This is a genomic window from Curtobacterium phyllosphaerae, assembly GCF_049341865.1.
In the GTDB taxonomy this organism is placed as follows: domain Bacteria; phylum Actinomycetota; class Actinomycetes; order Actinomycetales; family Microbacteriaceae; genus Curtobacterium; species Curtobacterium phyllosphaerae.
Genome location: NZ_JBMPIU010000002.1, coordinates 470,705 through 493,943 on the forward strand (window position 1 = coordinate 470,705; position 23,239 = coordinate 493,943).

At 71.0% G+C, this 23,239-nt stretch carries 24 protein-coding genes and 1 tRNA gene; 14 read left to right on the forward strand and 11 right to left on the reverse strand.

Features of this window, described 5'->3' with window-relative positions; genetic code table 11:
• Window positions 1-2 precede the first annotated feature (2 nt).
• Entirely contained in the window at window positions 3-734 is a 732-nt protein-coding gene (locus tag ACO0E0_RS05420) for an NAD(P)H-hydrate epimerase (RefSeq protein WP_422870371.1), read from the reverse strand.
• 40 nt (window positions 735-774) lie between these two features.
• On the opposite strand from ACO0E0_RS05420, the gene ACO0E0_RS05425 reads away from it, so the two are divergent.
• Both ACO0E0_RS05425 and ACO0E0_RS05430 read left to right on the forward strand, forming a co-directional pair.
• Entirely contained in the window at window positions 775-1,560 is a 786-nt protein-coding gene (locus tag ACO0E0_RS05425; protein WP_422870372.1) for an alpha/beta fold hydrolase, read from the forward strand.
• Window positions 1,561-1,681: 121 nt separating this feature from the next.
• Window positions 1,682-2,713: an aldo/keto reductase gene (locus ACO0E0_RS05430; RefSeq protein ID WP_422870373.1), complete on the forward strand. Its 1,032-nt coding sequence runs from the start codon at window positions 1,682-1,684 to the stop codon at window positions 2,711-2,713.
• A 102-nt stretch (window positions 2,714-2,815) separates the two neighbouring features.
• On the opposite strand, the gene ACO0E0_RS05435 is transcribed toward ACO0E0_RS05430, so the two are convergent.
• Both ACO0E0_RS05435 and msrB read right to left on the reverse strand, forming a co-directional pair.
• Window positions 2,816-2,888 (reverse strand) — tRNA-Thr (locus ACO0E0_RS05435).
• Window positions 2,889-2,921: 33 nt separating this feature from the next.
• Window positions 2,922-3,323: a peptide-methionine (R)-S-oxide reductase MsrB gene (msrB, locus tag ACO0E0_RS05440; protein WP_422870374.1), complete on the reverse strand. Its 402-nt coding sequence runs from the start codon at window positions 3,321-3,323 to the stop codon at window positions 2,922-2,924.
• Window positions 3,324-3,381: 58 nt separating this feature from the next.
• Between msrB and ACO0E0_RS05445 the strand changes: the two genes are divergently transcribed.
• The 6 genes from ACO0E0_RS05445 (at window position 3,382) to groL (ending at window position 8,175) form a co-directional block, all read left to right on the forward strand.
• On the forward strand, window positions 3,382-3,864 hold the full coding sequence (locus ACO0E0_RS05445; protein WP_422870375.1) for a GNAT family N-acetyltransferase: 483 nt from the start codon (window positions 3,382-3,384) through the stop codon (window positions 3,862-3,864).
• The gene (locus tag ACO0E0_RS05450; protein ID WP_422870376.1) at window positions 3,864-4,844 is read left to right on the forward strand and encodes a DUF2332 family protein; all 981 of its coding nucleotides are present in this window, start codon (window positions 3,864-3,866) and stop codon (window positions 4,842-4,844) included. Before ACO0E0_RS05445 ends, ACO0E0_RS05450 begins: the two co-directional genes overlap by 1 nt.
• Window positions 4,845-4,967: 123 nt before the next feature.
• Window positions 4,968-5,273, forward strand: a complete 306-nt coding sequence (locus ACO0E0_RS05455) for a DUF3263 domain-containing protein (RefSeq protein ID WP_422870377.1) — start codon at window positions 4,968-4,970, stop codon at window positions 5,271-5,273.
• A complete protein-coding gene (locus ACO0E0_RS05460) occupies window positions 5,266-5,829 on the forward strand; it encodes a LytR C-terminal domain-containing protein (RefSeq protein WP_422870378.1) in 564 nt (187 codons plus the stop codon). The genes ACO0E0_RS05455 and ACO0E0_RS05460 overlap by 8 nt, the downstream gene beginning before the upstream one ends.
• 272 nt (window positions 5,830-6,101) lie before the next feature.
• The gene (locus ACO0E0_RS05465; RefSeq protein WP_422870379.1) at window positions 6,102-6,305 is read left to right on the forward strand and encodes a cold-shock protein; all 204 of its coding nucleotides are present in this window, start codon (window positions 6,102-6,104) and stop codon (window positions 6,303-6,305) included.
• Window positions 6,306-6,555: 250 nt separating this feature from the next.
• Window positions 6,556-8,175: a chaperonin GroEL gene (gene groL, locus ACO0E0_RS05470; RefSeq protein ID WP_422870380.1), complete on the forward strand. Its 1,620-nt coding sequence runs from the start codon at window positions 6,556-6,558 to the stop codon at window positions 8,173-8,175.
• A gap of 424 nt (window positions 8,176-8,599) precedes the next feature.
• On the opposite strand, the gene ACO0E0_RS05475 is transcribed toward groL, so the two are convergent.
• Complete coding sequence (locus tag ACO0E0_RS05475) at window positions 8,600-8,956, reverse strand: hypothetical protein (RefSeq protein WP_422870381.1); 357 nt, start codon at window positions 8,954-8,956, stop codon at window positions 8,600-8,602.
• A 126-nt stretch (window positions 8,957-9,082) separates the two neighbouring features.
• On the opposite strand from ACO0E0_RS05475, the gene ACO0E0_RS05480 reads away from it, so the two are divergent.
• Window positions 9,083-9,403 (forward strand): DUF559 domain-containing protein, encoded by a 321-nt coding sequence (locus ACO0E0_RS05480; protein WP_422870382.1) that lies wholly within the window; start codon window positions 9,083-9,085, stop codon window positions 9,401-9,403.
• A 233-nt stretch (window positions 9,404-9,636) separates the two neighbouring features.
• On the opposite strand, the gene ACO0E0_RS05485 is transcribed toward ACO0E0_RS05480, so the two are convergent.
• The 5 genes from ACO0E0_RS05485 to ACO0E0_RS05505 form a co-directional block, all read right to left on the reverse strand.
• Window positions 9,637-11,328 (reverse strand): sensor histidine kinase, encoded by a 1,692-nt coding sequence (locus ACO0E0_RS05485; protein WP_422870383.1) that lies wholly within the window; start codon window positions 11,326-11,328, stop codon window positions 9,637-9,639.
• A gap of 62 nt (window positions 11,329-11,390) precedes the next feature.
• Window positions 11,391-12,086, reverse strand: a complete 696-nt coding sequence (locus tag ACO0E0_RS05490) for a response regulator transcription factor (protein WP_055950466.1) — start codon at window positions 12,084-12,086, stop codon at window positions 11,391-11,393.
• Between the two features lie 134 nt (window positions 12,087-12,220).
• Window positions 12,221-13,912, reverse strand: a complete 1,692-nt coding sequence (locus tag ACO0E0_RS05495; protein WP_422870384.1) for a DNA repair helicase XPB — start codon at window positions 13,910-13,912, stop codon at window positions 12,221-12,223.
• A gap of 163 nt (window positions 13,913-14,075) precedes the next feature.
• On the reverse strand, window positions 14,076-15,911 hold the full coding sequence (locus ACO0E0_RS05500) for a helicase-associated domain-containing protein (protein ID WP_422870385.1): 1,836 nt from the start codon (window positions 15,909-15,911) through the stop codon (window positions 14,076-14,078).
• 34 nt (window positions 15,912-15,945) lie between these two features.
• A complete protein-coding gene (locus ACO0E0_RS05505; protein ID WP_422870386.1) occupies window positions 15,946-16,158 on the reverse strand; it encodes a hypothetical protein in 213 nt (70 codons plus the stop codon).
• Between the two features lie 150 nt (window positions 16,159-16,308).
• Here ACO0E0_RS05505 and ACO0E0_RS05510 point away from each other — a divergent pair, with 150 nt between their 5' ends.
• Together ACO0E0_RS05510 and ACO0E0_RS05515 are read left to right on the forward strand one after the other, a co-directional pair.
• Window positions 16,309-16,686 carry a cold-shock protein gene (locus ACO0E0_RS05510; RefSeq protein WP_422870387.1) on the forward strand — a complete coding sequence of 126 codons (378 nt, stop codon included), beginning with the start codon at window positions 16,309-16,311 and terminating at the stop codon, window positions 16,684-16,686.
• Window positions 16,687-16,690: 4 nt separating this feature from the next.
• Window positions 16,691-17,248 (forward strand): DUF3027 domain-containing protein, encoded by a 558-nt coding sequence (locus tag ACO0E0_RS05515; RefSeq protein ID WP_422870388.1) that lies wholly within the window; start codon window positions 16,691-16,693, stop codon window positions 17,246-17,248.
• 119 nt (window positions 17,249-17,367) lie between these two features.
• Here ACO0E0_RS05515 and serC read toward each other — a convergent pair whose 3' ends face one another.
• Window positions 17,368-18,483 (reverse strand): phosphoserine transaminase, encoded by a 1,116-nt coding sequence (gene serC / locus ACO0E0_RS05520; RefSeq protein ID WP_422870389.1) that lies wholly within the window; start codon window positions 18,481-18,483, stop codon window positions 17,368-17,370.
• A 156-nt stretch (window positions 18,484-18,639) separates the two neighbouring features.
• On the opposite strand from serC, the gene ACO0E0_RS05525 reads away from it, so the two are divergent.
• The 3 genes from ACO0E0_RS05525 to ACO0E0_RS05535 all read left to right on the forward strand — a co-directional run bounded on the left by ACO0E0_RS05525 (window position 18,640) and on the right by ACO0E0_RS05535 (window position 21,496).
• Window positions 18,640-19,332, forward strand: a complete 693-nt coding sequence (locus ACO0E0_RS05525) for an iron-dependent transcriptional repressor DtxR (RefSeq protein WP_422870390.1) — start codon at window positions 18,640-18,642, stop codon at window positions 19,330-19,332.
• Between the two features lie 344 nt (window positions 19,333-19,676).
• Complete coding sequence (locus ACO0E0_RS05530) at window positions 19,677-20,654, forward strand: C40 family peptidase (RefSeq protein ID WP_422870391.1); 978 nt, start codon at window positions 19,677-19,679, stop codon at window positions 20,652-20,654.
• Window positions 20,655-21,001: 347 nt separating this feature from the next.
• Entirely contained in the window at window positions 21,002-21,496 is a 495-nt protein-coding gene (locus ACO0E0_RS05535; RefSeq protein ID WP_422870392.1) for an HNH endonuclease, read from the forward strand.
• 8 nt (window positions 21,497-21,504) lie between these two features.
• On the opposite strand, the gene ACO0E0_RS05540 is transcribed toward ACO0E0_RS05535, so the two are convergent.
• Window positions 21,505-23,094 (reverse strand): alpha-L-fucosidase, encoded by a 1,590-nt coding sequence (locus ACO0E0_RS05540; RefSeq protein WP_422870393.1) that lies wholly within the window; start codon window positions 23,092-23,094, stop codon window positions 21,505-21,507.
• Between the last annotated feature and the right edge of the window lie 145 nt (window positions 23,095-23,239).

The window sequence follows — 23,239 nt, forward strand, 5'->3', positions numbered from 1 at the left end:
CGTCAGGGGACGAGAGGCTCGACCCCGGCGAGCTCGTCGCCGATCCCGACGTCGACGAGCACGACCCGTCCGGCGAGCGCACTGCCCGGCCCGCGGACAAGGCCCGCCTTGACGCCGCCGAACGTCACGGTGACGTCGGCCTGCAGCACCTGCTCGTCCGACACGGCACCGGTGTCGGCATCGATCCCGCTCGGCACGTCGACCGCGACCACGAACGGTGCGCGCTGGTCACGGGCGAGTTCGCGGACGGCCGACACGGCCTCCCGGGCCGGGCGACGGAGCGCCGTCGACCCGGTCCGCCCGATCCCGAGCACGGCGTCGAGCAGCAGGTCGGCGCGGAGCGCCGCCTCCGTCACGACTCGGGTGACGTCCGCGACGGGCGTCGCGTCCGTCAGGACGTTCTCGGCCGGGAGGCGCGCGCCGGCACCGAGCGCCGCCGCCAGCCCGTCCTCGTGCACGCGCGACCCCGTCCGCACGATCTCGACGGTGTGGCCGGCCTCGGCGAGGGACGCCCCGGCGTACAGGGCGTCGCCGCCGTTGTCGCCGCTCCCCACGAGCAGCAGCACCCGGCCCGGCCCGTCCGACGCCGTCACGGCGACGTCGTCGAGGAGGCCCGCGACGACGTCGGCGAGACCCGTGGCGGCGCGTGGCATCAGCGGTTCCCCGGCGGCGAGGTGCGGTCGTTCGGCAGCGCGGATCTGGTCGGCCCCGTAGCCGACGCGGTGTTCGTCCATGCGCGCCACGATGCCACGCGTTCGGTAGCCTCGTACGGCCATGACCCCCGTGCCCGACGTTCCCGAGCCGCGCATCGTGAAGTCCCCGGACGGCACGGCCATCGCCACCTACGACTTCGGGGACCCGGACGCGCCCGTCGTGCTCGCGGTGCACGGGTTCGCGTCGAGTGCGCTCCTGAACTGGCACGCCTCGGGGTGGACGCGGGACCTGACGCGGGCCGGCTGGCGCGTCGTCGCGATCGACCAGCGCGGACACGGCGCGAGCGCGAAGCCGCACCGGCCGGAGTGCTACTCGATGGAGCTGCTCGTGGCCGACGTCATGGCGGTCCTCGACGGCTACCTGCTCGACGACGTCGCGTACCTCGGGTACTCGCTCGGTGCGCGGGTCGGGTGGCACGCTGCCGACCGCGCGCCCGACCGGATCAGCCGTGCGGTCCTCGGCGGCGTGCCGGACGCCGACCCGATGCTCCGGCTGCGGGTCGACCAGGCCAGGGCGTTCGTCGAGACCGGCGCACCCGTCGAGGACCGTCTCACGGCGACGTACGTGACGATGGCGTCCGGGGTGCCCGGCAACGACCTCGGTGCCCTCGTCGCGCTCATCGAGGGGATGCGCGGCACCGTCTCGCCGACGCCGGAGAACGCGCCCACGCAGCCGCTCCTCCTCGCCACCGGGAGCGAGGACGGCGTCCTCCCCGCGTCGCGGCGGCTCGCGACGACCGCCCCACGCGGCGAGTTCCTCGAGATACCGGGCCGGCACCACTTCAACGCGCCGACCTCCGGGGTGTTCCGCCAGGCCGCCGTCGCGTTCCTCGACCGGACCCGCTGACGGACGCCGGGCGCGGGACCGAGCCGACCCGCGCCTCCCGTCTGGTCCGCCCCAGTGCGCATAGCGGCACCGTTCGTGCATCGACGCACACGCGGCGACCCGGAGGGCTACCGTCCGGAGCATGGACTACAGACTCCTCGGCAACAGCGGTGCAGTCGTGTCGTCGCTGACACTCGGCACCATGACCTTCGGCAGTGAAGCCGACGAAACCACCTCCCACCAGATCCTCGACACGTTCGTCGAACACGGCGGCACGTTCGTCGACACGGCGGACGTCTACTCCGGCAACGAGTCGGAGCGCATCATCGGCCGCTGGCTCGGCAGCCACCCGACCGAGGCGGAGCAGATCGTCCTCGCGACCAAGGGACGGTTCCCGCAGGGCGACGGCCCGAACGACGTCGGGCTCTCCCGCCGCCACCTCACGAAGGCGCTCGACGCGTCGCTCGACCGTCTCGGCGTCGACTACATCGACCTCTACCAGATGCACGCGTGGGACGCCCTCACCCCGATCGAGGAGACGCTCCGGTTCCTCGACGACGCCGTCTCGGCCGGCAAGATCGGCGCCTACGGGTTCTCGAACTACCTCGGCTACCAGATCACGAAGGCCGTCTACGAGGCGAAGGCCAACCACTGGGCACCGCCCGTGACGCTCCAGCCGCAGTACAACCTGCTCGTCCGGGACATCGAGCACGAGATCGTGCCCGCCTGCCTCGACGCGGCCATCGGTCTGCTGCCGTGGTCGCCGCTCGCGGGCGGCTGGCTCTCCGGCAAGTACGTCAAGGACCAGGCCCCGACCGGTGCGACCCGCCTCGGCGAGAACCCGACGCGCGGCATGGAGGCGTGGGAGGCCCGGAACGCCGACCCGCGCACGTGGGCGGTCCTCGACGCGGTGCACGCCGCGGCCGAGGCGCACGGGGTCTCGGCGTCGCAGGTCTCGCTCGCCTGGCTGCTCGGCCGGCCCGCCGTGACGAGCGTCATCCTCGGTGCGCGGACCGTCGAGCAGCTCGTCGACAACCTCGGTGCGACGGACGTCGTCCTGACCGCCGACGAGGTCGAGGCCCTCGACTCCGCGAGCGTCCCGCAGATCGACGACTACCCGTACGGCACGGCCGGCACCGCGCAGCGCGAGCGGAAGCTCGTCGGCGGACGATGACCGATCCGTCGGTGGCGTCGTAGGCGAGTGCGCCGGCGACGCCACCGACGTGCTCACCGTGAGATGTCGGGCACCGCTGTTCCCCGGCGGTGTCCTGCTGAGGGCCGGCGGCGGGACTTGAACCCGCAACCCCCGTATTACAAGTACGGTGCGCTACCAATTGCGCCACGCCGGCTGGCCCGACCAGTGTACCGGCGGGCCGGGGTGCTCACTCGCCCGGCGTGAAGGCCAGCGAGATCGAGTTCATGCAGTAGCGGTCACCCGTCGGCGTCCCGAACCCGTCCGGGAACACGTGGCCGAGGTGGCTGCCGCAGTTCGCGCAGCGGACCTCGGTGCGCTTCATGCCGAGGGTGTCGTCGTCGATGAGCTGGACCGCCTCCGGCCGCACGGACTCGTAGAACGACGGCCACCCGCAGCCCGAGTCGAACTTCGTGCCGCTCTTGAACAGCTCCGCGCCGCACGCGGCACAGGTGTAGACGCCGGCGCGCTCCTCGTCGAGCAGCTCACCGGTCCACGGACGCTCGGTGGCGGCCTGCCGCAGGACGGCGTACTGCTCCTTGTCGAGCTCCTCGCGCCACTCGGCGTCGGACTTCTCCACGTTGTATGCCATGACTTGCGTACCTCCAGGTCTGACCGTCAGGGTCGGTCACGTCATTAAACTCGGTGGCGTGGGTGAACATTCCGTACGGTGCGCACGGTGGACGGACCTCGACCGCGACGACCTCTGGGGCATCGTGCGCCTCCGGAACCGCGTCTTCGCCCTCGAGCAGCGCGTCACCGACGAGGACTTCGAGCCCCGGGACCAGGCCGACGACACTGAGCACTGGTGGATCGACGGCGCCGGGGGCGTGGCGGCGGCGTACCTGCGCCTGATCCGACCGTCGGCCGCCGAGGTCTCCCCGGACGGTGCCGAGCCTGCACGCTGGGTGGTCGGACGCGTCGCGACGGAGGTCGGACACCGCAGGCGGGGCTTCGCGCACCGGCTCGTGGAGGCCGTGCTCGACGCCCACGGCACCGACCCGATCGCACTGCACGCCCAGGAGCACGTCGCCGGGCTGTACGCGGCGAGCGGCTTCGTCCGGTTCGGCGCCTCCTACGTCGAGGCGGGCATCAGGCACGTCGGGATGTACCGCGCGCCGGGTCCCCGCTGATGGTCGCGTCCGGCACGGCCGACCGGTACACCGCGACCGCCGGGAGGCTCGTGGCCGCGTGGCCGACGTACGCCGCGTGGGCGAGATCGGTCGCGTCCGCCGCGGACGTCGTCGCCGTGCTCGACCGTCTGCCGCCGACGAAGCGCCAGCCGGAGCTCGTGTTCGCGGTCGCCCGACGCCTCGGTGCCGACCCGGTCGACCCCACCGCACTCGTCCGGCTGCTCCGGACGCGGCCCGACGAGGTCGTCCAGGCGGCGTCCCTCGCGACCATGCAGGCGAACGACCCGCGACGGCTCGCCGCGGTCCTGCCGCTGTTCGCCCGGATGCCGGGACCGATCGGCCTGCTCGACGTCGGGGTCAGCGCCGGGCTCTGCAGCGTGCCGGACCACGTCGTGCTCGACTACGTCACCGACGACGGGCCGGTCCGGATGACGTCCTCGACCGCGCAGCCCTCGTTCGCGCTCTCCGCCCGGGCGACGGGACGCGTGCCGGAACCGTTCGTCGTGCCGGCGATCGCCGGACGGGTCGGCCTCGACCCCGCACCGATCGACCTCCGGGAGCCCCGCGCCTTCGACCGGCTCGTCGAGGCGGTCCCGCCGGAGGCGACGGACCGGACCGCCCTGATGCGCGCGGCCGCCCGCGCGACGCTGGCCGCGCCTCCCGTCCGCATCACCGGCCGGGTGCCGGACGACCTCGACCGTGCGCTCGCCGCGCTCCCGTCCGGGTGCACCCCGGTCGTCATGACGACCGGGACCCTCGTGTACGTCCCCGGTGCGGAACGGCAGGCGTTCGTCGACCGGGTCACCGCGCTCGGGGTGCACTGGGTCGCGATGGAACGCACCGGGATCCTGCACGGGGTGGCGTCGACGCTGCCGGACGGCGTCGACCCCGGAGACCCCGACGCGTTCGCGACCGTGTCGTTCGACGGGGTCGCCGTGGCGCTCGCCGACGCGCACGGCACCACCGTGCGATGGATCTGAGGGCTTCTTCGCGACCTGCCAGGGGCATGCCAGGGTCGAGCGGACCGTCACCCCTACTATTGCGACGACCGTGAGCGCCGTCGGTATCCGAATGGGCGGTGATCAGTGAGCGAACGGATCGACGTGACCGGACCCCGCACCGACTCCGACCTCTCGGAGCTCGCTCGGCACGTCCTCGTGTTCGAGCACGACCGCGCGAGACACGACCGGACGAAGGAGGCCGACATCCGCGTCGAGTTCGACATGTCGCCCGCCCGGTACTACCAGGTCCTGAACCGTGTCATCGACACCCCCGCAGCACTCGCGTTCGACCCGCAGCTCGTGACCCGGCTGCACCGACTCCGGCGGAGTCGGACGAACGCACGCGCGGAACGGTCCTTCGGGGCCGAGCGCGCAGACCACGAAGGACGCACCGACGCGCATGAGTAGATTCCCCCGAGACCGGTTCGACGACGTCGCCGACGGCCCCAGGGTCGGTGCGCACCGCGGGTTACCGCGCCGCGGACGCGGCTGGATCCTGTTCGCCTGGGCCGCGCTCGCGACCGGCGTGCTCGTCGGCGGCGGCGCCGTCGTGCTCGGTGTGCTGAACGACAGCATCCAGTTCACCGGCAACGGCGCCGGGTCGAGTGCCGTGGCGTCCGGGTCCGCATCGGCGCCCGCATCCGCCTCCGCGACGCCGGAGCCCACCGCGGGTCCGTCGGCGCAGGCATCGGGCATCACCCTCACGGTGCTGAACGGCACGAACACCGGCGGACTCGCGGCGACGGGGACGGCGACGCTCGAGAACGCCGGCTGGCAGGTCGCGTCCGACGGGAACGCGTCGACCAAGGGTGCGCCGTCGACGATCGTCTACTACCAGTCCGACGACCAGGCGGCCATCGCGCGCGGCATCGTCGTGACGCTCGGCGTCGGGTCCGTGCAGAAGTCCACGGCGTTCCCGAACTCCGACGTCACGGTCGTCCTCGGCGCCGACTACGCCCGCTGACGCCCGGCCGCGAGGCGCCGTTCCGGGGTCGTTCGTTTCGGTCGTGTTACAGGCATGTTGAGTTCCGGGACCACCCGCGGGATTCGCGCTCATCGCCCTTGTCGAAACCGCTGACGCGGCTAGCATCGCAATTGGTCACCCCAGCGATCAGAATGCCGACGGACACCGTGTGCGCTCGTCAGGACGAACCCGGGTGAAGTGCCTGAGCACTCGGACCCGGTGGTGCGCGAACCCACGCCCCACCGTCAGCGACATCGCAGGGAGCAATGAACATGGCCAACGGAACCGTCAAGTGGTTCAACGCCGAGAAGGGCTACGGATTCATCACCGTCGACGGCGGCGGACAGGATGTCTTCGTGCACTACTCGGCGATCGACATGAACGGCTACAAGGTGCTCGAGGAGGGGCAGGCGGTCACGTTCGACGTCGGCACCGGCTCGAAGGGCCCGCAGGCCGAGGCGGTCAAGCCCGCCTGAGCACCGAGCTCGTCGGGAGCGCGTCGTCCCTCGGGGCGGCGCGCTCCGTCGTGCGTCCGGGGCGCGTCGTCCCTCGGGGCAGCGTGCTCCGTCGTGCGTGCGGCTGGGTGTTCGCCCCGGGCTCGCGCGGAGGACCGGCCGGAGGTTGCACTCACCGGGTGCGAGTGCCAGAATCGGCTAGCACTCAGTTGCATCGAGTGCCAACGACCATCGCGTCCAGCACGACGTCCGGGAGGGACGAGAAACACACATGGCAAAGATCATTGCTTTCGACGAGGAGGCCCGTCGTGGCCTCGAGCGCGGCCTGAACATCCTGGCTGACGCCGTGAAGGTGACGCTCGGCCCGCGCGGCCGCAACGTCGTCCTCGAGAAGAAGTGGGGCGCCCCCACGATCACGAACGACGGCGTCTCCATCGCCAAGGAGATCGAACTCGACGACCCCTACGAGAAGATCGGTGCGGAGCTCGTCAAGGAGGTCGCCAAGAAGACCGACGACGTCGCCGGTGACGGCACGACCACCGCGACCGTGCTGGCACAGGCGCTGGTCCGCGAGGGCCTCCGCAACGTCGCTGCGGGCGCGGACCCGATCAGCCTGAAGAAGGGCATCGAGAAGGCCGTCGCGGCCGTCTCCGCTCAGCTGCTGTCGGACGCCAAGGAGATCGAGACCAAGGACCAGATCGCCGCGACCGCGTCGATCTCGGCCGCGGACCCGACCATCGGCGCGCTCATCGCCGAGGCCATCGACAAGGTGGGCAAGGAAGGCGTCGTCACGGTCGAGGAGTCGAACACGTTCGGCACCGAGCTCGAGCTGACCGAGGGCATGCGCTTCGACAAGGGCTACCTGTCGCAGTACTTCGTGACCGACCCGGAGCGCCAGGAGGCCGTCTTCGAGGACGCCTACGTGCTCATCGTCAACTCGAAGATCTCGAACATCAAGGACCTGCTCCCCGTCGTCGACAAGGTCATCCAGTCGGGCAAGCAGCTCCTGATCATCGCCGAGGACGTCGACGGTGAGGCCCTGGCCACGCTCGTCGTGAACAAGATCCGCGGCATCTTCAAGTCCGTCGCCGTCAAGGCCCCGGGCTTCGGCGACCGCCGCAAGGCCATGCTGCAGGACATCGCCATCCTCACGGGTGGTCAGGTCATCGCAGAAGAGGTCGGTCTCAAGCTCGAGAACGCGACGCTCGACCTCCTCGGTCGTGCCCGCAAGGTCGTCATCACGAAGGACGAGACGACCATCGTCGAGGGCGCTGGCGACAGCGAGCAGATCGCCGGTCGCGTGCGCCAGATCCGCAGCGAGATCGAGGCCACGGACTCCGACTACGACCGCGAGAAGCTCCAGGAGCGTCTCGCCAAGCTCGCCGGTGGCGTCGCCGTCATCAAGGCGGGTGCGGCGACCGAGGTCGAGCTCAAGGAGCGCAAGCACCGCATCGAGGACGCCGTCCGCAACGCGAAGGCGGCTGTGGAAGAGGGCATCGTCGCCGGTGGTGGCGTCGCACTCATCCAGGCCGGCAAGGTCGCGCTCGACAGCCTCGAGCTGACGGGCGACGAGGCGACCGGGGCGAACATCGTCCGCGTCGCGATCGACGCGCCGCTCAAGCAGATCGCGCTGAACGCCGGTCTCGAGCCGGGTGTCGTCGCCGCCAAGGTCCGCGAGCTCGAGTCCGGGTGGGGCCTCAACGCCGCGACCGGCGAGTACGTCGACCTGATCGCGGCGGGCATCATCGACCCGGCCAAGGTGACCCGTTCGGCGCTGCAGAACGCTGCGTCGATCGCCGGACTGTTCCTCACCACCGAGGCCGTCGTCGCCGACAAGCCCGAGAAGGTCTCGGCTCCGGCCGGCGACCCGACGGGTGGCATGGACTTCTAGTCCGACCTTCGTGTCCTGAGCGGGCCGTTCTCCTCCGGGAGGGCGGCCCGTTCCGCGTACCCGGGCGCTGCGCCCGCCGCGGCCGCCGCGCCCGCCGCGCCCGCCGCGCCCGCCGACGGCGTCGAGATCGCACAACACGCCGTCTCGGGCCTCGACCACGCGGCGCGTCCCGCGACCTCGGCCCCCGTCCACGGCGTTTGGTGCGATCTGGCCCGGGGAGTGGGCGTCCTGCACAGGTGACGCACCACGTGATCGCTCCACAGGTCACCCAGGGGGCCGCGGTGGATGTCGGTGGTCCGGCCACGCTCGCGGGATGCCAACACCTCTGCGACCACTCCCGAGCGGCTTCGGGAGCGGACCGTTCCGCGTCGACGACGAGCGGCTGATCGGCGTGCCTGCGACACGCCTCCGCCGATCGGACCTGTCATCCCCGGTCCACGGCGTCCGCATCGCTGTCGCCCTCGAGCACGACGATCTCGACCTCGTTCGTGCCCTGGCACTCGTCATGCGCGACGACCAGCGGTTCAGCCACCTCACGGCTGCCAGGCTGTGGGGCTTCCCCCTCCCGCGCCGCCTGGACCGCGCGCACGATCCGGTCCACGTCACGACCATCGGTGCAGGCCCGGTGATGCGTCGCCCGGGTGTCGTCGGACATCGTTCGCTCGCTGTCCTCGGTGGATCCGTCCGAATCCGGGACCTCCCGGTGTCCGATGCGGTCGGGACGTGGTGTGACTGCGCCGTACTTCTCCGCGAGTCCGAGCTCGTCATCGTCGGTGATCACATCGTGGGCGAGCGACGACTCGCGACGCCCGACCAACTCGTCACTGCCGCACGGGTCAGACGGTCGCGTGGCTCGATCGCGCTGCGACGCGCCGCCGAACGCGTCCGGGTCGGGTCCGAGTCGCCGATGGAGACGATCACTCGACTGGCCGTCGTCGACCGTGGGCTTCCGGAGCCCGAACTCAACGTGGCGGTGTTCGACGACACGGGGACGTTCCTCGGTCGGCCGGACATGGTCTACCGAGCCGCCCGCGTGGCGATCGAGTACGACGGCGATCATCACCGGACCGACCGCGGTACGTGGCAGCACGACGCGTCTCGATCGAACGGGTTCGTGGTGAACGGGTGGACCGTGCTGCACGTCACCGCGCGGGACGTTGCCGCACCGGACGACTTCCTGCGGCGTCTCGCCCAGGCACTCAGGGGCGCGACCCGCCCGGCCGCGTGACGTCGAGGTCGCAGGACGCGCCGTCTCGGGGTGGGCGGACGCGGTGTGTTGTGCGACCCCGGCGAGGGGAGGCGGCGTGTTGTGCGACCCCGGCAGCAGGACGCGGCGTGTTGTGCGACGCCGGCAGCGAGACGCGGCGTGTTGTGCGACCCCGCCGACGGGACGCGGCGTGTTGTGCGACCCCGGCAGCGGGACGCGGCGTGTTGTGCGACCCCGAACCGAGCGCGCACGGGCTACTCGGCGGACGACTCCGACGGCGCGACGTAGTCACGGGGCAGGAGCGGCAACCACACCCGGAAGGTCGCACCGCCGCCCGGGGTGTCGAACACCTCGACGTCGCCGTGGTGCGCCGCGACGATCCCCGACACGATCGCGAGCCCGAGTCCGGAGCCGCCCGTGTCCCGCGCACGCGAGGTGTCCGCCCGCCAGAACCGCTGGAAGATCTTCTCCCGGAGCTGCGGCGGGATGCCCTCGCCGTGGTCGACCACGTCGAGGTGCGCCATCTCGCGCGACTCGTCCACGCCGATCCCGATCTCGATCGCGTCGTCGTGGGGTGTGAACCGCATCGCGTTCCCCATCAGGTTCGTGACGACCTGGCGGATCTTGTTCTCCTCGGCGAGCACCACCGGCGGTCGCGCCGGCAGCACCACGGTCGGCAGCTCGGCGGTCGACGGACCCGTCGAGGACTCGACGTTCATCGCGCGGTTCCGACGGGCGCGGAGTCGCGCCAAGGTCGCCCCGGCGAACGCGATCGGCCCCGTGACGTTGGCGGACGGCGATGACGGCGACCCACCGGGTGCGGCGGGGAGTGCGGCCGGACCGACCCACTGCGGCACACCGACACCGGTGACGGCGTCGGTCAGGAGCACCTGGATCTCGCGGTCCGGGTTCGAGGCCATCGTGTCGAGCGCGGAGTCCCGGGCGATCGCGACGAGGTCGACCGGGCCGAGCTCGAGCGGCTTGGACTCGTCGATGCGCGCGAGCTGCAGGAGGTCCTGCACGAGGAGGCCCATCCGCTTGGCCTCCTTCTCGATGCGGTCCATCGCCTGGGCGACGTCCTCGTCCTTGCGGAGCGCGCCCATCCGGTACAGCTCGGCGTACCCACGGAGGGACACGAGCGGCGTCCGGAGCTCGTGGGAGGCGTCGCCGACGAACCGGCGCATCTGTTCGATCGTGCGCTGTCGGTCGTCGAACGCGGAGTCAATGCGCTCGAGCATGGTGTTCAACGACCGGTTGAGACGTCCGACCTCGGTGTTCGGTGTCTCATCGCCGAGACGCTGCGAGAAGTCTCCGGCAGCGAACCGTGCCGCGGTGTCCTCGACGTCGCGGAGCGGGTCGAACGTCGCGGTGACGAGGAGCCGCGTGAGCATGGCGCCGAGCAGCACGACCGAGAACCCGAACCCGAGGAAGATCGCCGTGAAGCGGGTGATCGTGGCATCCGCGTTCTGGGAGGAGATCGCGACGAGGATCTTGAGGTCCTGGCCGGTGCCCTTGACCGTCGCGTCGACGACCATCGCACGCCACTCGTGGTTGTGGTCGGCGTCGTAGAGCGAGAACGGCGAGTCGGGGTTCGACGCCGCGGCCGCCGTCGCGTCGAGGTCGCTCGTGTCGGGCTCCTCGTCCGACGACCTGGTGTGGCAGATGAGGTCGCCGTCGGCGTTGTAGACGCTGATGTACGTGGTGCTCCCGAGCTGGATCGAGAAGTTGCAGTAGCCCTCGGCCGAGACCTGGTTCTGCTGGTTGTCGAGGCTCTTGGCGGTCGAGGTGACGTTGTAGTCGATCTGCCCCATCAGGTACGTCGACAGGGCGGTCATCGTCCCGAGCCCGGCCACGAGCAGCCCGAGCGTCACGAGGAGGACGGTGATCCCCGTGATCTTGGTGCGGAGCGAGATCTCGTTCCACCAGTGAGAGAGGCGTGCGTGCATGCTGCGTACACAGTAATCGGCGCGACCCCGCCCGAAGCTGGGGTCGCGCCGACAGCCGGTCGCTAGGAGGCCTTGGAGGCCTTCAACATGTAGCCGAAGCCGCGCTTGGTCTGGATCACCGGCTCGGCCGAGTACTGGTCGAGCTTGCGGCGGAGGTACGAGATGTAGGACTCGACGATCCCGGCATCCCCGTTGAAGTCGTACTCCCACACGTGGTCGAGGATCTGCGCCTTGCTCAGCACGCGGTTCGGGTTGAGCATGAGGTAGCGGAGCAGCTTGAACTCGGTGGGGCTGAGCTCGATCTGCGCGTCGCCGATGGTGACCTCGTGCGTGTCCTGGTCCATCGTCAGCTCGCCGGCGCGGATGATCGCGTCTTCTTCGTCGTTCATCGTCCGACGGAGGATCGCCTTGATGCGGGCGACGATCTCGTCGAGCGAGAACGGCTTGGTGACGTAGTCGTCACCGCCGACCGTGAGCCCGGTGATCTTGTCCTCGGTGTCGTCCTTCGCGGTGAGGAACAGGATCGGCGACGTGTAGCCCGAGGAACGGAGGCGCTTGGTGACGCCGAAACCGTTCATGTCGGGGAGCATGACGTCGAGGATGATGAGGTCCGGTTCTTCCTCGAGCACGGCGGAGATCGCCTGTGCACCGTTCCCCACGGCGCGCACCGCGAATCCCGCGAAGCGCAGCGACGTGGTGAGGAGGTCGCGGATGTTCGGTTCGTCGTCGACGATGAGGATCTTGGGGCCATCGGTCATGGAGCAAGTATCTGGCCGTTCCCTCGGGGTTCCCTGGGAACGATTGGTACAGGAGTGGAACGCGGACTGGAGGGACGGTGCGGGCTGGCACCGTTCCTCCCCACCGTCTCCTGGTCGCGTCCGCGACGTGCGGTTCAGGCGGGCGCGAGCTGGTCCGCGTCGAGGATCGTGTAGGCGTACCCCTGCTCGGCGAGGAACCGCTGACGGTTCTGGGCGAAGTCCTGGTCCACCGTGTCGCGCGTGACGAGCGTGTAGAAGGACGCCGGGACGCCGTCCTTGTTCGGGCGGAGGAGCCGCCCGAGGCGCTGTGCCTCCTCCTGGCGGGAGCCGAACGACCCCGACACCTGGATGGCGACCGTCGCGTCCGGAAGGTCCACCGAGAAGTTCGCCACCTTCGAGACCACGAGGACGTCGATCGCACCCTCGCGGAACTGCTGGTAGAGCCGCTCCCGCTCGTCGATCGGGGTCGCACCGGTGATCTCCGCGGCGTCGAGCTGGGCCGCGAGTTCGTCGAGCTGGTCGATGTACTGCCCGATCACCAGGATCTGCTCACCCCGGTGCTTCTCGATGAGCTCGCGGACCACGGGGGTCTTCGCGGGGCTCGTCGCGGCGAGGCGGTACCGGTCCTCGTCGCTCGACGCGGCGTACTCGAGACGGTCCTCGTGCGGCAGGTCGATGCGGACCTCGTAGCACTCGGCGGGCGAGATGTAGCCCTGCGCCTCGATCTCCTTCCACGGGGCGTCGTAGCGCTTCGGACCGATGAGGGAGAAGACGTCGCCTTCCCGACCGTCCTCGCGCACGAGGGTCGCCGTGAGGCCGAGCCGACGACGGGCCTGCAGGTCCGCGGTCAGCTTGAAGACCGGCGCCGGGAGCAGGTGGACCTCGTCGTAGACCACGAGACCCCAGTCCATCGCGTCGAGCAGCGACAGGTGCGTGTAGACGCCCTTCCGCCTGGCCGTGAGGATCTGGTAGGTCGCGATGGTGACCGGGCGGACCTCCTTGACGCTGCCGGAGTACTCCCCGATCTCGTCCGCGGTGAGTGTCGTGCGCTTGAGGAGCTCGTCGCGCCACTGCCTGGCCGACACGGTGTTCGTCACGAGGATGAGCGTCGTGGCCTTCGCGGTGGCCATCGCCCCCGCGCCGACGAGGGTCTTGCCGGCGCCGCAGGGGAGCACCACCACACCCGAGCCCTGCGAGAAGAAGCTCGAGATCGCGTCCTGCTGGTACTCGCGGAGGCTCCACTCCGAGGTGTCGAGGTCGATCGCGTGCGGCTGCCCCGGCGTGTAGCCCGCGAGGTCCTCGGCCGGCCACCCGATCTTGACGAGCTCCTGCTTGACCTGTCCGCGGGCCCACTGCTGCAGCTCGACGGAGGTGTCCGAGCGGCGCTCGCCGAGGAGCGGTGCGATCCGCTTGGACCGGATGACCTCGGCGAGGACGCTCGGGTCGACCGCGGTGAGGACGAGCGTCGGCTGGCGCTCGAGCTCCTCGGTCGCGTCGTTCGCGATCGCCGGGGCGTCGGCCGGGTCCTCGCGCCGGATCACGAGGCGGCCGTAGCGGGCCACGGTGTCGCGGATGTCGACCGTGACGCTCTGCGGGACCGGGAACTTGGCGAAGTGCTCGAGCGTCGCGATCATCTGCTCGGCGTCGTGGCCGGCGGCGCGCGCGTTCCAGAGGCCGAGCCGGGTGATGCGGTAGGTGTGGACATGCTCGGGGGCACGTTCCAGCTCGGCGAAGGTGGACAGTTCGTGGCGTGCGTCGTCGGCGTCCGGGTGTGCGACCTCGAGCAGCACGGTCCGGTCGCTCTGCACGATGAGTGGCCCGTTCATAGGCGTTCCAGCCTACGTGTCCCGGGTGTGCGCTGGTGTGCGCGGTCGAGGATGCAGGAGCGCGGGGTGTGTCCGGCTCCGGACTGCCGGTTGTCGCATTCTCGGCGGGGACGAGGCGAGGTGGGGACGAGGCAGCGTGGGGCGCAGCCGGGGCCTGTGGCGGTCAGGCCTCGGACTCGACGGCCACCACGAGGGACAGGGGCAGGGTCCGCTCGACGTCGGCGTGCGTGTCCCGCCCGCGCACCCGGCCCGCAGCGACGGACGTCGGCACGATGGTGAAGGGCACCTGCGATCCGTCCGGCATCTGCACCGTCACCCGGATCGGCACCTTGCCGCGGACCGCCAGGTCGATCTGTCGGCCGAGCCACTCCTGCTCCGGCTCCCGGTCGCCCCGTTCCGTCGTCACTCGCAGCCGCTCGACGAGGTCCCGCGCCTGGGACTCCGGCGTCCGGACCGCCGCACGGCGGGGCGCATCGGTGGTCGGACGCGGCGGTCGTGCACCGGCGGCGACGACGGCCGGGTAGCGCTGGGCCTCGAGCTCCGCGGCGACGACGGTGGGCGGGTACCGGGTCCCGAGCGAGTCGAGCGCGAGTCGGTCCCACGTGAAGTGCCGCAGCTCGGCGTCGACGCCGATCAGGTCGAGCTGGTCGGCGGGCCCCCGGACGACCGTGCCGACCCCGCCGGCCGCGCGGTCCACGACGATGCTGCCGGCGCGCGCGGCGACCTGGTCGACGAGGTACCCGACGGGCTGCGGCAGCGCCGTGGCGGACAACCCGGACAACGTGTCGAGGATCTCCGCACGGTCGATCCCGGCGAGGAGCGCGCGGCGGATGCTCTCCTCGGAGATGCGGTACCGGGTCGCGAGACCGGGTGCCTCGACGTCGGCCACGCGTCGGAGCCGCTGGTCGTCCGCGGGCGTCAGCGGTCCGGGAGCGATCACGGTGAGGTCGTGCTGCAGGTACACGGCGTCGACCGTCGGCGGGAGGTCGGCACTCGCCGCCGCGACCGCCCGCCGAGGATCGGCGTCGAGGAGCGCACGACCCGTCGGCGTGACGATCTGGTCCACCACGAGACCGAGTCGGTCGGCGACGTCGGCGGCGCGGTCGAGGTCCGAGTCGAGCCACTCGGCGCCGCCCGGGTACGCCCAGCGCCCGAGCGCGGCGAGGTCGGACCAGTCGTCGCCGGCGAGTGCGAGGACGCCGCGGACCGGGTCGGGGAGGGCGCCCTGCCAGTGCGCGACGAGGTCCGCCCAGCGGTCCGGCCAGCTGCGGACGAGCCAGGAGCGGCCCTCGTCGGTCGCGCTCCACGTCTGGTCGACCGTGTCCACGTGGCCCACCATCGCGAGGACGTCGAGCAGGGGGCCGACGTCCTCGGGCCCCGCTCCGGACACGGCGGCGAGCTGGCGTCCGAGCGGCGCGCCGATGCCGCCCTTGGCGAGTTCGTGCACGACACCGTCGTCGACCTGCCGGAGCAGCTCCGCGAGCGTCGTCATGGTCGTGAACGCCCGCTCCGCAGCCACGCCGGTCGCCCGCGCGACCGCCTGCGGGTCAGTCGGTGCGTCGGGCACGCGGGTCGCGCCTCCCGACCGTGGGTCGGCCTCCGTCGGACGGTCGGACGGGAGGCGCGGTGCCGGCCCGTCGTCGAGGGCGCGGTGGAGATCGGTGCGGGCCGCGAGCCGCTCCGCCACGGCGTCGTCGACCTGCGGCGTGCCGGTGGCCGGGTCGGACGTCGCGAGCCCGAGCGCGAGGGCCGGGCCGAGGTCGTCGGTCCGGGTGGGGTCCCGGAGCGCCAGGAGCGTCGCCCGGGGCAGGCGCTCCAGCGCCCGGTCGATGGAGTCCGGGCCACGGAGGGCGTCCGCGAGGTCGAAGAAGTCGGTGATCGCCGCCGGGCCGTTCGCCGCGAGGGCGCCGCCGGGGAGGCGCCGACCGACGACGAGGACGACGAGGTCCTCGGCGGGCAGCGCCCGGAGCCGGGAGGCGAGATCAGCCGCGGTCGTCATCGAGCGTCGTCCGTCGTGTCCAGCGGCCGGGCGGTCAGCGCGATCCGTCCTTGTTCTGCCGTGCCCGTCGGATCCACGTGACCGCGAGCAGGGCGAACACGAGCAGCATGCCGACCGGGAACCCGATCTCGGGCAGGACCGTGACGAGCGGCCAGATGCCCGTGCCGGGGATCGTCTTGATCGTCAGCCAGGCGACGATCAGCATGATGAACGCGATGAGCGAGACGCCCAGGACGCCGGCGACCATGAACGCCAGCGTTCGTTCGCTACGATTGGACGTCACCACAGGCTCGAGCGAACTCGGCGCCTGCTCAGGGGTTCGGGTCTGTCTGGCCACGTGCCAAGGATAGACGACCCGGCACTCCGAACGCGGTGCCCATGATCAAGGAGTGCAGTCATGCCGACCGGCAAGGTCAAGTTCTACGACGAGCAGAAGGGGTTCGGCTTCATCGCTGGCGACGACGGCGAACAGGTCTTCCTGCACGCGTCGGCACTCCCCGAGGGACTCGAGACCATCAAGGCGGGGACCCGACTCGAGTACGGCGTCGTCGCCGGCAAGCGCGGGACCCAGGCGCTCTCGGTGCGCGTCCTCGAGGCCGGGCCGAGCCTGGCGAAGATCCAGCGCCGCTCCGCGGACGACATGTCGGTGATCATCGAGGACCTCGTGAAGGAGCTCGACCGGATCAGCGGCGACCTCCGCCACGGGCACTACCCGAAGAACGGCCGTCGGACGGCGACGATCCTCCGCCACGTGGCGGACCAGCTGGATGCGTGACGCGATGATCGACGATCCCACCGCGCTGGCACGTCGGGCGCTCCTCGAGGTCACTCCGGAGTCCACCGTCGGCGCCCACGTCGACACCGTGGACGAAGGCGACGGCGTCGTGTCCGTCCGCTTCGCGAACACGATGCCCGGCTACCCGGGGTGGCGGTGGACCGTCAGCGTCGCCCAGGTCGAGGGCGACGACCCGACCGTGCTCGAAGTCGAGCTGATGCCCGGGGACGGCTCGCTGCTCGCGCCGGACTGGGTGCCCTGGTCCGAGCGGCTCGCCGACTGGCGCGCGGCGCAGGGCGAGGACGGGCACGGCGACGAGTCCGAGCACGACGGCGACGAGTCCGGGGAGGACGACGACGAGTCGGACGAGGACGACGACGATCTCGACGACGACGACGATCTCGACGACGACGAGTCGGACGACGACGTGTCGGATGACGACGATGATCTCGACGACGACGATGAGTTGGACGACGATCTCGATGATGACGACGACGACTTCGACGGGGTCGACGTCGAGGAGGCCGAGGCCGCCGCGCACGACTCCGACGACGAGGAGTAGTCCCCGAGACACCGCCCCCGAGACACCGCCCCCGAGGCGCCGCTCTCCCGCCGAGACACCGCCGTGGGAGCGGTGTCCTGCGGGGAGGGCAATGCCCTGCGGAAGCACCCGGCGGCAGGTCAGCCGAGCTGCGCCACGACGTGGTCGATCGCACCGACGAGTGCGCGGACGTCGTCGGGCTCGATCGCGGTGAACGTCGCGATGCGGAGCTGGTTGCGGCCGAGCTTCCGGTACGGCTCGGTGTCGACGATGCCGTTCGCGCGGAGCACCGTCGCGACCCGTGCCGCGTCGACCCGGTCGTCGAGGTCGATCGTCGCGACGACCTGCGAGCGGTGGTCCGGGTCCGCGACGAACGGCGTCGCGTAGTCCGAGGCGGTCGCCCAGTCGTACAGCACCGACGACGACTCCCGCGTCCGGGCGTCGGCCCATGCCAGTCCGCCGGACTCGTTCATCCACCGGACCTGTTCGTCGAGGAGCAGGAGCGTCGCGATGGCCGGGGTGTTCAGCGTCTGGTCGAGCCGCGAGTTGTCGACGGCGTTCTGCAGCGACAGGAACTCCGGGATGTACCGATCGGACGCGGCGATCCGCCCGACGCGCTCGATCGCCGCGGGGCTGAAGAGCGCGAGCCAGAGGCCGCCGTCGGACGCGAAGTTCTTCTGCGGGGCGAAGTAGTAGACGTCGGTCTCGCCCGGGTCGACCATCGCGCCACCCGCGGCGCTCGTCGCGTCCACCACGGTCAGCGCTCCGTCGTCGCCGTGGGCGCGTCGCACCGGGGCCATGACGCCCGTCGAGGTCTCGTTGTGCGGGTACGCGTAGACGTCCACGCCCTCGACGATCTCGACCTCGGACCGCGATCCGGCCGGGGCGCTCACGACGTGCGGTGCCTCGAGCCACGGAGCAGCGGCGGCCTTGGCGAACTTGGAGCCGAACTCGCCGAACGACAGGTTCTCGGCCCGACGCTCGACGAGCCCGAACGCGGCGGCGTCCCAGAAGGCGGTCGAACCGCCGTCGCCGAGGAGCACCTCGTACCCGTCGGGCAGGTCGAAGAGGTCGCGGAGGCCGCCACGGACCGAGCCGACGAGGTCCTTGACGGGTGCCTGGCGGTGGCTGGTCCCGAGGATCGACGCCCCCCTGGTCACCAGGGCCTCGAGCTGCGCACCGCGGATCTTGGACGGACCGCATCCGAAGCGGCCGTCGGTGGGGAGGAGGTCTGCGGGGATGACGATGTCGGCCATGGGCCGATCCTAGCGACTGGTATCCCAGCCGACCCGACCATGCGCGGTCGGGACCGGTCCGTCCGGCAGGGGTGCGCCTCCCGTCCGTTCGTCGGGTCCGTGGGACGTGACCACGTAGGATGGCGGGGTTGCTGACTTGACTGGGGAGGCGGACCGGTGACCGATCTCGTCGACACCACGGAGATGTACCTGCGCACGATCCTGGACCTCGAGGAAGAGGCGATCGTGCCGCTCCGCGCGCGCATCTCCGAGCGCCTCGGGCACTCCGGTCCGACGGTCTCGCAGACCATCGCCCGGATGGAGCGCGACGGCCTCGTCGTGGTCTCGGGCGACCGGCACCTGGAACTCACGCACGAGGGACGACAGCGTGCCACCCACGTGATGCGCAAGCACCGTCTCGCGGAACGACTGCTCGCCGATGTCATCGGGCTGGACTGGGCCTTCGTGCACGACGAGGCCTGTCGGTGGGAGCACGTGATGAGCGAGCAGGTCGAGCGCCGCATCATCGAGATGCTCGGCCATCCGCGGGAGTCGCCGTACGGCAACCCGATCCCGGGGCTCGACGAGCTGGGCGACTCGCCCGCCGGGCGGTTCCTCGACGGCGTGCGGAACATCGTCGCCGCGACCGAGGGCACCGACCAGGTCGCCTCGGGCGTCGTCCGCCGGCTCGGCGAGCCCGTGCAGTTCGAGCCGGAACTCCTCCACCAGCTCCGTTCGGCCGGCGTGATGCCGGGTCGGACCGCGCGGGTGCAACGCGCCGGGGCGTACGTGTCGGTGCGCATCGACGGCGAAGACGACGGTCTCGAGCTGCCGGTCGAGGTCGCGCAGCACGTCTACATCGACGCCTGACGCCCCGGCGGTCCTCCTCGTCGTACCCCGACCCCGACCCCTCGGGGTACAGCGTGACCCCAGATCTGGTGCTGGCGTGGACGGCTCGCCATGAGATATCGGAAACCCCGCTCTGACCGGGTGTTCTTTACCATTCCGTTACAAAGTGCCCATTTCGGCTCGACACCGCAGCGGGCATCACGTACTCTCGACGAGTCCCGCCCAGCCTGGAAGCGAGCTGGCGGGAACCGTGGCAGGACGTCTCGAACCCGTCTCCTGCCTGATCGGAAACGATGACGAACGGATGGGGTCGCACCCGAACGGCCTGCTGGTCGTGTGCGATCGAGGCGCCGGAGACCACACTCTTGACGCAGACCGGATCCACCGCGGACGCCTTGACCGGCGACCTGGCGCAGGCCACTCCCACCCGCCGTTCCCTGCGTGCCGCCGAGACCGCAGCGGCGGCCGCGGCCAAGTCCGGCGCGTTCCGCCGCAGTGCTCCGGCAGCACCGGCCCGCCGTGCGACCGCCGCCCGCACCGCGGCCACGACCGCCGTCGCCCGGACGGCAGCCACGACCGCCGCCCCGACGACCACCGCGACGCGTCGGACCCCGGTCAAGCGTCGCGTCCTGCCGGTCGTCGTGGTGACGCTGACCGCGGGACTCCTCAGCACGCAGGTGCTCCCCGCGCTCGCCGCCCAGCAGAGCGTCGGTCAGTCCGACGGCTCGTCGCAGGCCGCGGTGGACGCCGCGAACCTCCGCACCACGGACAGCCAGTCGGTCCGCGTGTCGAGCGCCGCCGCCCTCGCCGACACCGCCCGTGACGGCTACACCGCGTCGGACCCGGCCGTCCTCGCCGCCGCGAACACCGCCAAGGCCGCGGAGACCGCGCGCATCGCCGCCGTGCAGACCGCACGGGCCCAGACCGCGGCGAGCTTCGCGTCGTACACCGGCCCGACCGCGGCGGACTACGTCGCGAACCCGAAGTACCCGAGCTTCAGCCTCGACCAGGTCGCGGCCGTCGGCCAGCAGTACATCGGCACGCCGTACGTGTTCGGCGGCGCCACCCCGGCCGGCTTCGACTGCTCCGGCTTCGTGATGTACGTCTACGCCCAGTTCGGCATCTCGCTCGCGCACTCCGTGCCGCTCCAGGACGCGGCCGGCACCCGAATCTCCGAGGCCGACGCGCAGCCCGGGGACGTCGTCATCTTCAACAACGAGGCCCACGACGGCTTCTACATGGGCAACGGGATGATCATGGACGCTCCGAAGCCCGGTGGCCGGGTGAGCATCCGCCCCATCTGGACGAGCGATTACCACATCGTCCGGTTCGGCATCAAGTAGCGCGCAGCCGCTCGCTGAACTCCCGGTGAACCGGCCCGACACTGACCGTGTCGGGTCGGTTCGTGGGTTACCCTGTCGGCAGCCGGTCCACTCGGCCCGAACGGGAGATCTCATGTCAGCCTGTCGCACGACCCGCACCATGGGTCGGCGCGCGCATGTCGACACGTGGTCGACCACCGCCTGCGTGCACACACACGTCGCGTCGCAGGACGCACCCGCATGACTGAGCACTGCCCCTCGGGGTGGTGCTCTTCTTCGTCGTGGGACCGGTGGGAGCCCGTCCGGAGCACGTGGTCCGGCAAGCGTCGTCAGCCTGGAAGCCGTCCAGGCACGTCGAAAGGGAACCCATGCGCACTCTCGTCCTGAACGCCGGTTACGAGCCCCTCGCGGTCATCTCGTTCCGGCGCGCCCTGGTCCTCGTGATGAACCAGAAGGCATCCGTCGTCACGGTCGACGCCGACCACCCGGTGTTCGGCTCCTCGTCGAGCTTCGACCGGCCGTCGGTGATCATCCTGACGAGGTACGTGCGCATCCCGCAGTCGCGGCTCGTGCCCGTGTCCCGTCGAGGTGTGCTCCGCCGGGACGCCAACCGCTGCGGGTACTGCGGTCGGCACGCGACGACGATCGACCACGTGCAGCCCCGGTCGCGTGGCGGTGAGGACTCGTGGGAGAACCTCGTGGCGTGCTGCTTGACGTGCAACAACGTCAAGGGCGACCGGACCCCGCGGGAGATGGGCTGGGCCCTGCGGTTCCGGCCGAAGGCCCCGCACGGCACGGCGTGGGTGGTGCGAGGCATCGAGCGCCCGCAGCCCGACTGGGACGAGTACCTGATCGCGGCCTGACCGGCGGATCAGCCGTGCAGGGCGTCGGTCCGCTCCGTCGCCCGTTCCGGGGCGAGCCAGATCTTGACGACGGGCCCGGAGTCCGGACCGACCTCGCCGTGGATCGTCACCTCCAACGCGTCCGGGGTCTGCCGCCACGAGACGGCGGCGTCCTCCGCCGGGGTGTCGTCGAACGCGTTGAGTCCGCCGGTGTTCGAGCTCGCGGGGCCGGTCCCGAGCACCTCGACGCTCCGGATCGGCCTCGGCAGGAGACCGCTGCCGGACCCGAACGCCCGGATCCTGGCGACCCCGTCGTCCGGGGTGCCGAGGAGCACCGCGTAGACGTACTGGCCGGTGACGTCGTGCCGGGTGGTGAAGCGGATGTCCGCGGCGGTCCAGGCCGGAGCGGCGCCGTCGGTGAACGAGCCCACCTGCTGCTCGGTCGGTCCCTCGGCTGGGATCGTCCAGGGGCGTGAGCCGTAGATCGCCTCGCCGTTCCGGGTCAGCCAGGCGCCGACCCCCTCGAGGATCCGCTGCTCGGGCTCGGCGATGGTGCCGTCGGACTTCGGGCCGACGTTGAGGAGCAGCACTCCGTTCTTCGACACGACGTCGACGAGTTCGGCGACGATCTCACGGACGGTCTTGTAGTCATGGCCCTCGACGAAGCTCCAGGCGGTCTTGGACACCGAGGTGTCGTTCTGCCAGACCACGGGTCGGATGCCGGCGAGGGCGCCGCGCTCGATGTCGTAGACCGCCGCACCGTCCGGGAACGCCTGCCACTTGTAGTTGATCACGACCTCGCGGCCCCACTCCGCCGCACGGTTGTAGTAGTAGGCGGCGAGGGTCCGGAGCGCCTCGGCGAACGCGGGCTGTTCGATCCACCAGTCGAACCACAGCACCTGCGGCCGGTACTTGTCGATGATCTCGACGGTGCGGAGCAGCCAGTCCTCGATGTGCCGTTCGTTCGGCGCGGTCTCCTCGCGCTGGGCCGGCCCGTAGAAGTCGATGAACCGCGGGTCGAGGACGTCGGAGTCGAACCGGGTGCCGCCGTTCATGAAGAACCAGTGCTCCGCCCGGTGCGACGACGCGCCCCGAACCATCCAGGCGTCGTCGACCGCGGCGAGCAGGTCGCCGAACACGTCCCGCTCGGGACCCATCCGTGCCGCGCTCCAGCGGGACCGGTCGGTGTCGTACATCGCGAAGCCGTCGTGGTGCTCGGCGACCGGCACGACGAACTGCGCACCCGCCCGGCGGAAGAGGTTCGCCCACGCCGCGGGGTCGAAGTCGGCCATCGTGAACGAGGGGATGAAGTCCTTGTACCCGAAGTCGCGGTGCGGACCGTACGTCGCGAGGTGGTGTTCGTACTCCGGCGTGCCCTCGCGGTACATGTCGCGGGAGTACCACTCGTTCCGGAACGCCGGCACCGAGAAGACGCCCCAGTGCAGGAAGATCCCGAACTTGGCGTCCTCGTACCAGCGCGGCGGGGTGTACTGCCGGAGCGAGTCCCACGTGGCGTCGAACGGACCGGCGGCGACGACGGCGGCGACGTCGGCGAGCGCCCGGCTGTTGTCCGACACGTCGATCGGGTCCGGCAGGTCGGTGGGGTCGATCGGGGTCATGACACGTCCTCGGGTCGATGGGTGCGTACTGGCTGCGCGTTCCGGGGCGAAACGTTCCGCTCTCCCAGCACGGTACGAGTGCTGTCGTCGGGAGTCAAGACTGTCGCCGGAGATGATCGGTGCGCTAGCGTGACGAAACGTTCCG